Origin of the sequence: Delftia sp. GW456-R20, assembly GCF_001622915.1 — a bacterium.
GTDB classification, from domain to species: domain Bacteria; phylum Pseudomonadota; class Gammaproteobacteria; order Burkholderiales; family Burkholderiaceae_C; genus Comamonas; species Comamonas acidovorans.
In genome coordinates this window covers 2013670-2028106 of the sequence record NZ_LWCN01000004.1, presented here as the reverse complement: position 1 = coordinate 2028106, position 14437 = coordinate 2013670, and the positions used below count along the sequence as shown (strand labels likewise).

6 protein-coding genes are annotated in these 14437 nt (G+C 69.2%); all 6 read right to left on the bottom strand.

From position 1 onward, the window contains the following. Positions 1–49: 49 nt before the first annotated feature. Positions 50–1810, bottom strand: a complete 1761-nt coding sequence (locus A4F85_RS14335) for a TolC family protein (RefSeq protein WP_063326957.1) — start codon at positions 1808–1810, stop codon at positions 50–52. Beyond that, positions 1810–3186, bottom strand: coding sequence for an HlyD family type I secretion periplasmic adaptor subunit (locus A4F85_RS14330; protein WP_063326956.1), 1377 nt, complete (start codon positions 3184–3186; stop codon positions 1810–1812). The genes A4F85_RS14335 and A4F85_RS14330 overlap by 1 nt, the downstream gene beginning before the upstream one ends. Further along, the gene (locus tag A4F85_RS14325; RefSeq protein WP_063326955.1) at positions 3183–5045 is read right to left on the bottom strand and encodes a peptidase domain-containing ABC transporter; all 1863 of its coding nucleotides are present in this window, start codon (positions 5043–5045) and stop codon (positions 3183–3185) included. The genes A4F85_RS14330 and A4F85_RS14325 overlap by 4 nt, the downstream gene beginning before the upstream one ends. Before the next feature lie 99 nt (positions 5046–5144). Then, entirely contained in the window at positions 5145–8357 is a 3213-nt protein-coding gene (locus A4F85_RS14320; RefSeq protein WP_231890551.1) for a Mur ligase, read from the bottom strand. 112 nt (positions 8358–8469) lie between these two features. Next, the gene (locus A4F85_RS14315; protein WP_063326954.1) at positions 8470–8988 is read right to left on the bottom strand and encodes an OmpA family protein; all 519 of its coding nucleotides are present in this window, start codon (positions 8986–8988) and stop codon (positions 8470–8472) included. A gap of 82 nt (positions 8989–9070) precedes the next feature. After that, positions 9071–14041: a hypothetical protein gene (locus tag A4F85_RS31260; RefSeq protein ID WP_063326953.1), complete on the bottom strand. Its 4971-nt coding sequence runs from the start codon at positions 14039–14041 to the stop codon at positions 9071–9073. Between the last annotated feature and the right edge of the window lie 396 nt (positions 14042–14437).

The following is a 14437-nucleotide window of genomic DNA, read 5'->3' as shown; positions in this document are numbered from 1 at the left end:
GGGCACAAGCCGGCCGCTGCACGGGAAACCTCACCTGCCGCTTCTCACTTCACCACTGCTGTCGCGAGGCGGTGGTTGGAAAAGCGTCTGAAACGGGGCGCAACTGCTGCTCAAGGCGCAGCTGTATTCGTTGGGGCATGGCGCTGGCGGACAGGGTGGCCACGGCAGCGTCCTGGGGGTCGGGGCGGATGCGCGAGGGCGCAGGGCCGGGTTGGATGTCGGGGGCATTCCCGGGCGCGTTCCCGGGCTCGTCCATGGGGGCAGTGCCTGGCGCACCACCACCTGCCGGAATCGGTTTTTGCGGGGTGAACAGCGCGTTCAGCCAATGGTCGGGCGGGTCCTGCGGCAGGAGGCGGCCGGTGGTGCGTGCCAGGCGCAGTTCGTTGATGCGCTGGTCGTAGATGGCGTCGGCCTCGTCCAGCAGCAGGCGCTGCATGTCCAGCTGGGCGTCCAGCACCTGGGCCAGGCTGCCGCGCCCGACTTCGAGCAGGCGGCGGCGCCCCTCGAAGGCGGCGCGCGCCTCGCGCACGGCGTCGGCCAGCTGGCTTTCGCGCTGGCGGCCGGACTGGGTGCGTCCCCAGGCGGCGGAGGCGGTTTCGCGCACCTGGCGGCGCACGGTTTCCTGCTGCGCTTCCTGGGCCTGCAGTTCGTTGATGGCCTTGAGGATGCGGTCGCGCAGCTCGAAGCCGTTGCCGAAGTTCCAGCTCAGCTCCACGCCGTAGCGCGTGCCCTCGGCATAGAGCACGCCGCTGGGGTCGCGCGTGTGGGCCACCACGGCGGCCAGCGTGGGAAAGCGCTGGGACTTGCTGCGGTCCACTTCGGCGCGGGCCTTCTCGATCTGCTGCTCCATCTCCTGCAGCTCGGGGCTGACGGTTTCGGAGGCCTGCAGGGCCGAGTCCTCGTTGGCCGGCATCCATTGCACGGGCACGTTGAGCTGGGGCAGCCAGCCAGGCTGGGGCGTGAAGCCGAAGTAGCGCGTGAAGCGGGCCTGCGCATCCATGCGCTGCGACTCCAGCGCGTGCTGCTGGGCCAGGGCACCGGCCTGGCGCGAGGCGGCCTGGCGCAGGTCGTTGCGGCCCACGGCGCCCAGTTCGGCGCGGCGCTCCTCGATGCGCGCGAGCTGGCCGATGATGCGCGCCGACTCGGCCGCCACGCGCGCCTTGTCCTCGAAGCGGTGCAGCTCCAGCAGGGCGGTCAGCGCCTCCAGCAGCACGTTCTGGCGCGTGCCGTAGAGCACGCTGCCCTGGGCCGCCTCCTGCGATTCGGCCGAGCGGATGCCCGCGCCGATGGCGCCGCCGTCCAGCAGGGCCATGCGCACTTCGGCGTTGACGGCGGTGTAGGACTCGCGGCCCCGGCGCAGCTTGGCATCGCCCGTGTTGGTGCCGACCTTGAAGGTGGGCCAGCGCGCGCCGCGCGCGGTGTTCACGTCATGCCCGGCCGATTCCAGCGCGGCGCGCGCCTTGCGCACGTCGGGGTATTCGTCGATCAGGGCGTAGAGCGCATCGAGCAGGCGGCGCTGCCCGCCGTCGCTGGCCAGGGTGCCGGGCGTGAGGTGCTGGGCCAGGCGCAGGACCACGGGGTCCGGTGCGGCTGCGGCCGTGTTTGCGGATGTGGATGCGGGTGCGGGTGCGGCTGCGGCAACCATGCCGATGTCCGTATCAAGGTCCCTGTCCGCCGCAGCCACGGGCGCGGCAGCGGCCTGCAGCGCCTGCAGTGCGGACAGGCAGCAGGCAGCGGCCAGCAGCTGGCGCAGCCGGGTGTGGCAGCGGACGTGCCAGCCCATGGAAGGGGAGGTCGGGCGGCCTGGCATCAGGGCTCCCGGAAGGCTTCGCTCTGGATGCGCAGCACGGGCCGCAGCAAATACCAGATAAAGGGTTCGTGGCCCAGCAGCAGGTCGAGTTCGGCCTGCATGCCGGTGGTGATGCGGTTGTCGGTGCGGCCCACCCAGGGCTGCTCCAGGCTGGCCTGGATGCGGAAGTACGAAGGCGAGTCGGCCAGGTTGGGATCGCGGTCGGCATCGGCCGCCACCAGGGTGACCTGGCCGGGCACCGAGCCGTAGCGCAGGAAGTCGTAGGCCGAGATCTTCACCCGGGTGGCCTGGCCGGGGTGCACATAGCCACGGTCGGCGGGGCTCAGGCGCGCCTCGACGATGACTTCGTCCTTGTCCGGAACGATTTCGAGGATGGGCTCGCCGGGCTTGACCACCCAACCGGCGCCCGAGCTGCGCAGGCCCTTGACGAAGCCGCTGGTGGGCGCCAGCACGGCCGTGCGCGTGCGCTGGGTGCGGGCGCGGACCAGGTCTTCGTTGAGGCTGGCCAGCTCGCGTTCGGTCTGGGCCAGCTCGTCGGAGGCGCGGCGGCGGAAGGCGCCCTGGGTCTCCTGCAGCTTGGCCTGGGCCTGTTCGATCTTGGCGCGGTTGCTGAAAAGCGTCTGGCGCGAGGCAGCCAGCTCGGCGCGGACCTGCTCCAGCGCCCGCTGCTTGTCCAGCACTTCCAGCTGGCCTATCAGCTGCTCGGAGGCGAGCTGGCCGGCAATGGAGGCTTCCTGCTGGTGCAGGCGCAGATTGGTCTCCAGCCCCTCGATGCGCGCCTGCACCTGGGCCACGTCGCCGCGCGCCTGCTGCAGCTGGGCCTGGGCTGCAGCAAGGCTGCCCTGGTGCTCCAGCGCGCGCGCCGAGAAGGCGCCCAGTTCGGCCTGGACCACCTGCGCGTCCAGGTCGGCGGGGAAGGCGGTGCGCTGCAGCGGCCGGCCCTGGCTTTCCGCGCCCAGACGCGCCTTGACGGCCTGGGCCGTGGCCATGCGGGCGGTGAGCTGTTCGAGGTTGAGGCTGTTGCTGCCCAGGTCGATTTCCAGCAGCGGCTGGCCTTGGGTCACGGCCTGGCCTTCGCGCACATGGACGGCGGTGACGATGCCGCCTTCCAGATGCTGCACGGTCTGCACGCGGTCGGAAGGGATGACCTGGCCGCTGGCGACCACCACGTTCTCCACCGGATAGAACAGGCCGGTGACCACCAGGGCGGCGACGGGAATGACGAGCAGCCACTTGCCCCGCGCCAGGGCGGTCCGGCGAGGGCTGGGGGGCGTTGCGTCGGACGCGTCCGCAGGCGGCTGGCCGTGCACGGCTGCCTGCGCTTCGCTCGACTGGCGAAGCACCAGGGGGAGGTCGTCGTAGCGCCCGGCCCTCATGAGGCAAGCTCCTGCGCCACGGCGGGGTGATCGGCATGCGGGGCCGGGTCGGCCGGCGTTGCGGGGGCTGCGGACGCTGCGGGTGCTGCGGGTGCTGCAGGCTCGCGCGCCGAGCCGAACAGCTGGGGCAGCAGCAGCTGGGGCGAGCCATGTTCGATGCCGCCGTCGCCGCGCACATGGTAGAGGTGCTGGGCCATGGAGGCCACGCGCAGCGAGTGCGTGACGATGATGACCGTGTGCTTGAGCGCAATCTGCCGCAGCGTCTGCAGCAGCGCGGTTTCGCTCTCGAAGTCCAGGTCGTTGCTGGGCTCGTCCAGGATCAGCACCGAGGGGTTGCGCAGGAACAGCTGGGCCAGGGCCAGCTTGCGCAGCTCGCCGGCCGACAGGCCCGCGCCGCCTTCGCCCAGCACGGTCTGGTAGCCCTGGGGCAGGCGGCTGATGAAGCCGTGCGCGCCCGAGATCTGGCAGGCGGTGACGATCTTGTGGTCGTCGGCATCGGGGTTGACCATGCGCAGCCCGTCCACGATGGGGCCGCTGAACCAGTACACCTGCTGGGCCAGGCAGCCTATCCAGCGGCCCAGCTCGGCGCGCGGGAACTGGGCCATGTCGTATTCATCGATGAAGATGCGCCCCTGCGTGGGCCGGTAGAGGCCGGCCAGCAGCTTGGCCAGGGTGGACTTGCCGGCGCCGTTGCGCCCCACGATGGCGTGCAGCCCGCCGGGGCCGATCTCCAGCGATGCCTGCTCCAGCGCCACATGGCCGCCCGGGTAGTGGAAGCTTGCCTGGTCCAGGCGCAGCCGGCCCTGGGGCCGGGGCAGGTCCACGGTGTCGGTCATGGCCTCGACGGGTTCCTCCAGCACGGCCTGCAGGCGTCGTGCGGCCTCGTTGGCATGGGCCAGCGAGCGCCAGTTGCTGGCCAGTTGCGAGATGGGGCCCAGCGCCTTGCCCGACAGCAGGTTCACGGCCATCAGGCTGCCGATGCTCATCCACTGCGCATTGATGGCAATGGCGCCCACGGTGATCACGGCAATGGAGAACAGCGTCAGCAGCACGGTGCTGGCCTCGCGTGCGTTTTCCATCTCGCCGTTCTTGCCAAAGCTCTCGGCCAGCCAGCGGTCATAGCCGCTTTGCCAGTTCTGGCGTGCGGCGGCGTCGTAGCCCAGCACCTTGAGCGTGGCGCGGGCATTGCAGATCTCGGCCGTGCCCCGGTCCAGCATGCGGGCCTGGGCGATTTCCTCCACGCGGCCGCTGCGCACCTCGTCGGCCCACCACCAGGCCAGCACGCCCATGATGAGCATGGCCACCAGAATCACCGGCAGCACGGGCCAGGCAATGATGCCGATGACGACCAGGGCCAGCAGGGCCATGGGCAGGTCCAGCAGCGAGGTCGCCAGGCCCCCGGACATGCCCGAGCGCATGGCGCTCACGTCGCGGAACAGCTGCAGCCACTGGCTGGAGGAGCGCTGCTCCAGCGCGGCCAGCGGGTGGCGCAGCATGGAGTGCATCAGCGCCTGGGACACATCGCGGTCGATGATGGCGCCGGCTTCGCGCAGGGCGCGGGCGCGCCTGCGCCGCAGCCACCATTCCACGCCCAGGAAGAACAGCACGCCCGCCACCATGGCCGTGAGGGTGGCGGTGCCGCCACGCGCAATGACGCGGTTGTAGACCTGCAGCAGGAAGATGGACGGCAGCAGGCCCAGCAGGCTGATGGGCAGCGACAGCCAGCCAGCCCGGCGCAACTGGTGCGCAGCCCGGTCGAAGGACTCGGCGATGGCAGATGCAAAAGCCCCCACCGTCTCCGTTCCCGACGGCATCGCCGTGGCCTTGGCCAACTGACGGGGAAGAAGGTATCGGATCATGTTCTGATGGGCTTAGTAAGCATCTTTACAAAATGTAAAGGTACTCGTTTCACAAACACTGTAGCGAGTTATATACAGCCCTCTATAAGTTTTATTCAATCAAGAATGCATGTTCATTTGTTTTTGATGTGGATCAAAGCAGGGTGCCTGAATAGACGCTATTAAATGGCCCCCGTGCCCACTGAAACTATCCCGTATGGCATCGGCCGCCAGGGCAAGATTGGTCGTGGCGCGGCCGGCCAACAAAACCGTATCGCCTTTATGGGTAGTTCTCAGCAGCGAGCAAATCAGCTGATTCAGATCGTCATACCAATTGACGTGCAAAAGATCGCCCAAGGCTGCCGCCAGCGGCCTGAGCGGCTCCCCGTACAGCAGCACGCGCCGGGCCTGGGCATCCCGCACCAGCGGCTCCAGGGCCAGCTGCGCAGCGTCGATGCTGGCCTGGCCGGGCTGTATGCCCGCCAGCACGATCAGCCTTCTGCTCACATGGGGAGCGACCGACTGCAGCTGGGAAAATGCAGCCGTCATGGACAGTAAGTGGTTGCTCAGGCTGTGGTCCAGCAGGCAGATTCCACTGGGCAGGAGCTGGGGCTGCCCGGCTCCGATCATGGGCTGCCAATGGGCCAGGGAGGCCTGCACCTGTGCGGGCGCATAGCCCAATGCATGCAGGGCCGCCAGGGCCGCCTGCGCATTGAGTGCCATGTGGTGGCCGTCGGATTGCAGGGAAATGCCCAGGCGCAGGCTGCCCATGCCTATTTGAAGATTTCCATTGTGAAACCCCATTTCACGGACCTGTGCATTGCAATGGGGGCCAAACGTGATCAGGCGCAGTCCCATACGTTTGGCATGCTCAATAACACTGGGGTTTTCACCTATGTCCTGATCGGTGACCAGCGCACTGCCTTTGTGCATGAGCTGCATGGCTTCAAGCACTTCCTGCAATGCTTCGTATTTTCTTTCACCGGACAGACCGGCCTGTCCGGAGGGCTCGGACTCCCCTGAATGGGGGGTGTTATTTATTGAAAGATTAGTAATAACCAGAATATCTGGGTCAATCAGCGGCAGGTCGCCACGCAGTGCCTGCAATGGCAGCTCCAGCAGGGCGCAGGGCGAGGCCTCGCTCCAATTGATCATCTGCAGCGCCGTGCCCTGGGACAGCAGGGCATCGCCACGCGCGTCTCCCCCGTCCTGCAGGCACTGGCGCATCATGCCCAGGGTGGAGGTCTTGCCCACGCAGCCGCTGACGGCGACCACGGGCGACTGGATGCGGCGGCGGGCCGCCTGCGCCAGATTGCGCAGGCCCTCTTCCATATCAGGCACATGCAGCACCGGCACGCCGTGGTCCAGCAGGCCCTGCGGGCTGCTGCTGATCAGCGCCGAGGCGCGCAGCGTGGGCAGGGCCGCAGCCTGCACGCCCAGGGCCATGCCCGCACGCCGCACCAGCACGGCTGCGCCGGGCTGGTGGTGCAGGCGGCTGGCGTCCAATCCCGCGCAGCCGGTGCCGCTATCTGTGCTGGGCTCTGTCGTTGCATCCACCCAGCGCCCGTTCATCAGTTCGGCCAGGGAAGCTCTGTCCCAGGACATGGACGGGTAGATGGAGCCTGCTGTGGGCGGGAAAGCCGGCTGGCCCGCAGTCTCATCGGCCCGCGACGTGAGGGAGAGTGATGGCGAGGGCGGGGAAGCTTTGGCAGGGCTGTCGCCCGCGTTCAGGCCATGGCCTGCCTGCGCAGGCAGCGCGTCTTCCCCGGATTCGGCCGCGGCATGGCTGGTGGCCGCGCGCAGTGCCTGGGTCAGGGCGTCCAGCAGTTCCAGGCCTGCCAGGCTGGATGCCAGCAGCCAGGCGATTTCGCGCGGGGACTGCAGGACCTGGCGCAGGCTGCCATCGGCAAAGGCTGCATGGCGGCGCCGGGCGGGTGGCAGGTACAGCGCCTGCTCAGGCCAGATGGCGCGCTGGGCCATGCCTTGCAGATGGCGCTGCAGGCTGATCTGCCATTGGCGCAGCAGGTCGGTGGGCTGCGGCTCCAGGCCTGCGTCGAGCTGCAGGCTCTCGACCAGGGCAATGCCTATCCAGCGTGCACAAAGGGCGCCTGCCTTGTCGACACTTTCGCCATCGTCGCCATCGTCGCCATCGTCGCCATCGTCGCCATCGTCGCCATTGCCGTCCCCCATGCCCAGCAGCTGCGGCAGCGCTGCCTGCAGGAAGGCGGCAGGCAGGGCCGCCGTGTCGGGCAGGGCGCTGCGCGCCGCGCGCAGCGTGGGGCTGTCGCTGGTGGGGGGGCGCGAGCTTGCATAGACATGCATGGCCAGCTCGGCCCAGGTCAGCATGGGCTGGCCGGAGCGGGGTGTGCCGGCTTCAGCGGCATTGGTGGCAGCGGCGGCAGCCTTGGTGGTGCTGGCCGAAGCGGCAGCCATGGACAGCAGGCTTTCCGCCAGCGGGTCCATCAGCGCTGGAATGCGGGCGCGGGCCTGGCTGTCGGCTCCCGGCCCCAGGACAAAGCTGTTGCGCAGGTGGCGGGCCAGCACCAGCATGGCCAGCGCGCTGGGCAGGCAGTCGCCGGGCAGTGGCTGCAGCCGTTGCTCCACATGGTCCACGGCCAGCGCAATGGCCTGCGCCAGCGCGGCGCTGCCCGCATGGCGCTGAGCCTGCAGCAGGGCGTAGGTCACGCCCAGGTGGTCGCAGACATCCCCGCAACCGGGCCAGCTTCCGTCCTTGCCCTGCTGCGCCAGCAGTTGCTGCAGCGCAGCGTGCACGGGCACGAGGTGGGGCCAAAGGCGCTGCTCGGGCGGGTCGGTGCGCGGCACGGCCAGGGCGGGCTGCTCCCCGCTGATATAGATGCCGCGCAGGTGCAGCAGCAGGCAGGGCGGGTGCAGGGGCCGTTGGGCGCTGCCTGTTTCACTGCCCAGCGGGTGCGGATCTGGCAGCAGGGGCTGCAGCAGCTGCGCACGCTCCAGGCTGGCATCTGCCAGGGCCAGGGAGCGCATGGGCGCCTGGGTCCAGGCGCTGCAGTCCGGCAGCGGACTGTCCGCCTTCAGGGGCGTGATGTCCTGCGCCCAGTCGATGCGCAGATCGACCTCGTCACGCTTGCGGGCCCAGGCCCATTGGCGCACGCGTGTCGCACCCTCGCGCCAGGCAGCCTCCAGCGTGGTGGCGCGCACGTGGAAGACGGAGGCAACCTTGTTCTCGGCCGACACCGTGAAGAAAAGAATGCAGCCGGGGTAGGGTTCGGGCAGCAGCACCATGTGCCGTGCCAGGTACTCCAGGCCATTTGCCAATTGCTGCGACAACATGCTCTCGGCCTCGGTCAGGGTCATTGGGAGGCTGCTCTTCCCGTGGGGACGGGACGCCGGGCTGCGGTGCACCGACCGCGTGCGGATCTGTTCCTTCATGGAGGCCCGGCGGCAGGCGGATGCGGAGCGCGGCGGCTCAGCGGTAGTCGAATTCCACGCGCCGGTTGCGCTGGTGGGCTTCTTCGCTCGTGCCTTCGTCGGCCAGCCGCTCCTTGCCGTAGCTGACGGACTCCACGCGGGCCGGGTTCACGCCCAGCAGCTGCAGGCTGTTGCGCACCGCGTCGGCACGCTTTTGGCCGAGCGCCAGGTTGTATTCGATGCCGCCGCGCCTGTCCGTATGGCCGCGCAGCATCACCGAGCGCCCGGGATTGCTGCGCAGCCACTGCGCATGGCTTTCCACGATGGCCCGGTCGCTGTTGCGGATGGTGTAGGCGTCGAAGTCGAAGTAGACGATGTGGGCGACGTTGGCGGGCCCGCGCTGGTCCGCCTGCGTGGTGGCCACCACGGGCGCGACGCCGGAGCTCGCCGGCGCCGGGGCCTTGCCGAAGGCGTAGTGGTGCTCGGAACGCTGCGTGCTGGTGGTGGCGGTGGATCCGCAGGCGGCCAGCCCTGCGGCCAGCAGCACGGTGGTGCACAGCCTGAAAGTGTGTGACATGGAGGATCTCCTGGGACGTGCGCCGCCACCGTGGGGCGGCGGCGCAGGGGATGGATGCGGCGCCCGCAGGCGCCGCGGCCGCTCAGAGCAGGGTGTTGTGGTGCAGTTGCTGCGTCAGCACGCTGGCTGCTGCATCGGCCGTGCTGCTGGCATGGCTGCTGATGGAGGTGGCAATCGGATCCAGCTCGGCGACCGAGGCCGCTGCCGCGTGCGATGTGCCACCCAGCAGGCCACCGAGCAGCCCGCCGCCGGACGATCCCCCCAGCAGCCCGCCCAGCAGGCCGCTGACGATGCCGTTGTTGCCGGCCACCGTGTTGACCACGCCGCTGACGATTCCGTTGTTGCCAGCCACGGTGTTCACCAGCCCGCTGACGACACCGTTGTCGCCGGCCACGGTATTGACCAGCCCGCTGACGACACCGTTGTCGCCCGCCACGGTATCGACCACGCCGCTGACGATTCCGTTGTCGCCAGCCACGGTGTTCACCAGCCCGCTGACGACACCGTTGTCACCCGCCACGGTGTCGACCACGCCGCTGACGATGCCGCTGCCACCGGCCACGGTGTCGAGCACGCCGCTGACGATGCCGTTGTTGCCGGCCACCGTGTCCAGCACGCCGCTGACGACGCCGTTGTCGCCCGTCACGGTGTTCAGCAGGCCACCGACCAGGCCCGATCCGCCAGTGAGGCCCCCAGTGAGTCCGCCCGTGAGGCCGCCCAGCAGGCCGCCGTCACCGCCCAGCAGTCCGCCAACGATGCCGTTGTCGCCCACCACCGTGTCGAGCAGGCCGCCGACCAGGCCGGAGCCACCCGTCAGACCGCCCGTCAGACCGCCAGTGAGGCCGCCCAGCAGGCCGCCGTCGCCGCCCAGCAGTCCGCCAACGATGCCGTTGTCGCCGACCACCGTATCGAGCAGGCCGCCGACCAGGCCGGAGCCGCCCGTCAGTCCGCCCGTGAGGCCACCCAGCAGGCCGCCATCGCCGCCAAGGACGCCGCCCAGCAGGCCGCCGTCGCCACCCAGCAGACCGCCGACCAGGCCGTCATCGCCGAGCACGCCACCCAGCAAGCCGCCGTCGCCGCCGACCACACCACCCAGCAGGCCATCGCCGCCGGTCAGGCCGGCCAGCACGCCGTTGACAGTGCCGATCACCGGCTGCAGTGCCTGGCCCGGGACCTGCGTCAGACCGTTGGCCAGGTCCGTCACCACACCCAGCGGACCACCGTTGACCTGGGTCACGCCTTCCACCAGGCCCGTGACCACGGACAGGGCGCCGGTGCCGGGGTCGATCAGCGCATCCAGCACCTGGCCCACAGGCGCTCCGGCCGTGCCGCCAAGCAGGTCGCCAACGGTGTTTTGCACCGTGGTGACAAGGCCGTCGCCGCTGCCTGTGCCGCCGCCCGGAACCAGGCCGCCCAGCAGGCCGCCGACCAGGCCGTCTTCGCCAAGCACGCCACCCAGCAGGCCACCGTCGCCGCCCAGCAGACCGCCGACCAGGCCATCATCGCCAAGCACGCCACCCAGCAGGCCGCCATCGCCGCCGACCACGCCGCCCAGCAGGCCACCGTCGCCACCCAGCAGACCGCCGACGAGGCCATCATCGCCAAGCACGCCACCCAGCAAGCCGCCATCGCCGCCAAGGACGCCGCCCAGCAGGCCACCGTCGCCACCCAGCAGACCGCCGACCAGGCCGTCATCGCCAAGCACGCCGCCCAGCAGGCCGCCGTCACCGCCCAGCAGACCGCCGACCAGACCGTCATCGCCGAGTACGCCACCCAGCAAGCCGCCGTCGCCGCCGACCACACCACCCAGCAGGCCATCGCCGCCGGTCAGGCCGGCCAGCACGCCGTTGACGGTGCCGATCACCGGCTGCAGTGCCTGGCCCGGGACCTGCGTCAGGCCGTTGGCCAGGTCCGTCACCACACCCAGCGGACCACCGTTGACCTGGGTCACGCCTTCCACCAGGCCCGTGACCACGGACAGGGCGCCGGTGCCGGGGTCGATCAGCGCATCCAGCACCTGGCCCACAGGGGCGCCGGCCGTGCCGCCGAGCAGGTCGCCAACGGTGTCCTGCACCGTGGTGACAAGGCCGTCGCCGCTGCCTGTGCCGCCGCCCGGAACCAGGCCGCCCAGCAGACCGCCGACGAGGCCGTCTTCGCCAAGGACACCGCCCAGCAGGCCACCGTCGCCACCCAGCAGACCGCCGACCAGGCCGTCATCGCCAAGCACGCCGCCCAGCAAGCCACCGTCGCCGCCGATCACGCCGCCCAGCAGGCCGCCATCGCCACCCAGCAGACCGCTGACCAGCTCGCCAATGCCGCCTTCACCCAGGCCGCTGCCCAGGCCGGCAATCAGGCCGTTGAGGGTGCCGATCACCGGCTGCAGGGCCTGGCCGTCCACCTGGGTCAGGCCGTTGACCAGTTCGGTCAGCACGCCCAGGGGGCCGCCGTCCACGCTGGTCAGGCCTTCCAGCAGGCCGGTCACGACCGAGGCCGTGCCATCGGTGGGATTGGTAAGCGCATCCAGCAGTTGGCCCACAGGGGCTGCGACGGTGCCGCCGAGCAGGCCGTCCACCACGTCCTGGACCGTGGTGACCAGGCCGTCGCCGCTGCCTCCGCCCGTGCCGCCGGGGATCAGGCCGCCCAGCAGGCCGTCCACCAGCTCGCCGATGCCGCCCTCGCCCAGTCCGCTGCCCAGGCCGGCAATCAGGCCGTTGAGCGTGCCGATCACCGGCTGCAGGGCCTGGCCATCGACCTGGGTCAGGCCGTTGACCAGTTCGGTCAGCACGCCCAGGGGGCCGCCGTCCACGCTGGTCAGGCCTTCCAGCAGGCCGGTGACGACCGAGGCCGTGCCATCGGTGGGATTGGCCAGCGCATCCAGCAGTTGGCCCACAGGGGCTGCGACGGTGCCGCCGAGCAGGCCGTCCACCACATCCTGCACCGTGGTGACCAGGCCTTCACCCGTGCCACCGCCCGTGCCGCCACCGGGCACCAGGCCGCCCAGCAGGCTGCCGACCAGTCCGCCCAGCCCATCTTCGCCCAGGCCGTTGCCCAGACCTGCAATCAGCTCGTTGAGGGTGCCGATCACGGGGGCCAGGCCTTCGCCGTCCACCTGGGTGAGGCCGTTGACCAGCTCGGTCAGTACACCCAGGGGGCCGCCCTCCACATTGGTCAGGTTCTCCAGCGCGCCGGTCACGGTGGACAGCAGTCCGTCCGTGGGGTTGGTCAGCGCATCGAGCAACTGGCCCACGGGGGCCGCCACGGTGCCGCCCAGCAGGCCGTCCACGACGTCCTGCACGGAGGTGACCACGCCGCTGTCCGGCGTGCCGGGCGGGTTGCCCGTTCCGCCGCCCACCAGGCCGCCCAGCAGTCCGCCCACGCCGGCCAGCAGGCCGCCCAGCGCACCGTCTTCGTCAAGCAGACCGCCGAGCACGTTGTCCACTACCGTACCGATGGAGCCGCCGGAGCCCGCTTCGTCCAGGCCCTTGAGCAGCTCATTGAGCGTGCTGATAAGGGGCTCCAGGCCCTGGTTCTGGATATTGACCAGGCCGTCCACCAGCTCGGTCAGCACGCCCAGCGGCCCGCCATTGGTGCTGGTCAGGCTTTCCAGCAGGCCTGTCACCCCGGACAGCGTGCCGCTGCCGGGATTGACCAGCGTATCGATCAGGTTGCCCACCGGGCCGGCGACCGTGCCACCGGACAGCGCACCCACCACGTCCTGCACCGAGGTGATCAGCCCATGGCCGTCCGTGGGATCCGTCGGATTGGTGGGGTCCGTGGGATTGGTCGGGTTGGTCGGGTTGGTCGGGTTCGTCGGATCCGTGGGATTGGTGGGGTTGGTCGGGTTCGTAGGATCCGTGGGGTTGGTCGGATTGGTGGGGTTCGTGGGATTGGTCGGGTTCGTAGGATCCGTGGGGTTGGTCGGATTGGTCGGGTTCGTGGGATTGGTCGGGTTCGTGGGATCCGTGGGGTTGGTCGGATTGGTCGGATTCGTGGGATTGGTCGGGTTCGTGGGATCCGTGGGGTTGGTCGGACTGGTCGGGTTCGTGGGGTTGGTCGGGTTCGTGGGATCCGTGGGGTTGGTCGGATTGGTCGGGTTCGTGGGGTTGGTTGGGTTCGTGGGATCCGTGGGGTTGGTCGGATTCGTCGGGTTTGTCGGGTTCGTGGGCTCCGTGGGATTGGTCGGATTGGTGGGGTTGGTCGGATTCGTGGGATCCGTGGGGTTGGTCGGATTGGTCGGATTGGTCGGGTTCGTTGGGTTTGTTGGATTGGTGGGGTTGGTCGGGTTCGTAGGATCCGTGGGATTGGTCGGATTCGTAGGATTGGTCGGATTTGTCGGGTTCGTGGGATTGGTCGGATTCGTGGGGTCCGTCGGATTGGTCGGATTGGTGGGGTTTGTCGGGTTCGTGGGGTTGGTCGGATTCGTGGGATCCGTCGGATTCGTCGGGTTGGTGGGGTCGGTCGGGCGCGGGGGCGCCGGATCGTCGTCGCTGCTGTTGGCTGCTGCGATCAGGCCCACGCCGCCCGCGCCGATCAGGCCGGCCAGCAGGAAGTCGCTGAGCACGGAGCCACCGGCTGCGGCTGCGGCGCTTTCCTTGGTGACGATCAGGCCCAGGGCGTCGCCGTCATTGGCGGGTGCCACCTGGACGTTGCCAGAGGCCAGGTCCAGCACCATGGCCCCTGCGCCGTCGCCGTCGCGCTGGGTCAGCGTGGCCTGCGTGCCGCCCTCGAAGGTGCCGACCAGGGTCTGGCCGTCCTTGCCCTGGAACAGCGCCTTGGCGCTGCCGTCGGCGGGCACGATGATCTTGTCGCCCACCTGCAGCGCGCTGCCGGGCTGGGCCATCAGGGTTTCTCCGTTGCGCACGATCTGCACGCCCGGGCTGACCTGGGACATCGTGGCGGGACCGGCGCCCCGGGGCATGAGCACCGCAGCCGCGCCGGGCTGCGTGTTCGATGTGCCCAGCTGTGCAAGCACAACGGTGGAGGGCTGCTGGTCAGCAAACTGCACGGGGCTGACGGTGGTGTTGCCAGTGGGCTGCATCGATTGGGCGGTCATTTGCTCTCTCCAGACAAGGGTTGAAACGACAAGGTCAGACGGTGGCTTGGAAGCCGTGAAATCTGTCGAGCCCTTTTGTGCAACATGCATGCCATGTGCCGGTGGCAGGTCTGGATGGCCTAGGAATCTTCCTAAGATATTGATTTGTATGGTTTTTGTTATTGATCACAATGTCTCAGCAACGGTCTGTTACGGCACACGTTACGTAACGCCGCCCGGTCCGCTCCGTTACCTCGGAGCAGGCTTTGCGCCGTGTTTCATGGCCCTTGTCTCAAGGACCCATGCAGCGGGGCAAGGTGGCTTTCGCCTATAAAATCGCTGGCTTTTGGCTGCAGGCGCATATCGGCGTGTGCAAGAAGCCCAAAAGCGAACAGGCCCGTCTTCCAACTTTCATTG

Excerpts from the sequence above, each read along its gene's own strand:
- A4F85_RS14325 (WP_063326955.1), bottom strand. The coding sequence starts at position 5,045 with ATGATCCGATACCTTCTTCCCCGTCAGTTGGCCAAGGCCACGGCGATG.
- A4F85_RS31260 (WP_063326953.1), bottom strand. The coding sequence starts at position 14,041 with ATGACCGCCCAATCGATGCAGCCCACTGGCAACACCACCGTCAGCCCC.
- A4F85_RS14320 (WP_231890551.1), bottom strand. The coding sequence starts at position 8,357 with ATGACCCTGACCGAGGCCGAGAGCATGTTGTCGCAGCAATTGGCAAAT.
- A4F85_RS14315 (WP_063326954.1), bottom strand. The coding sequence starts at position 8,988 with ATGTCACACACTTTCAGGCTGTGCACCACCGTGCTGCTGGCCGCAGGG.
- A4F85_RS14330 (WP_063326956.1), bottom strand. The coding sequence starts at position 3,186 with ATGAGGGCCGGGCGCTACGACGACCTCCCCCTGGTGCTTCGCCAGTCG.
- A4F85_RS14335 (WP_063326957.1), bottom strand. The coding sequence starts at position 1,810 with ATGCCAGGCCGCCCGACCTCCCCTTCCATGGGCTGGCACGTCCGCTGC.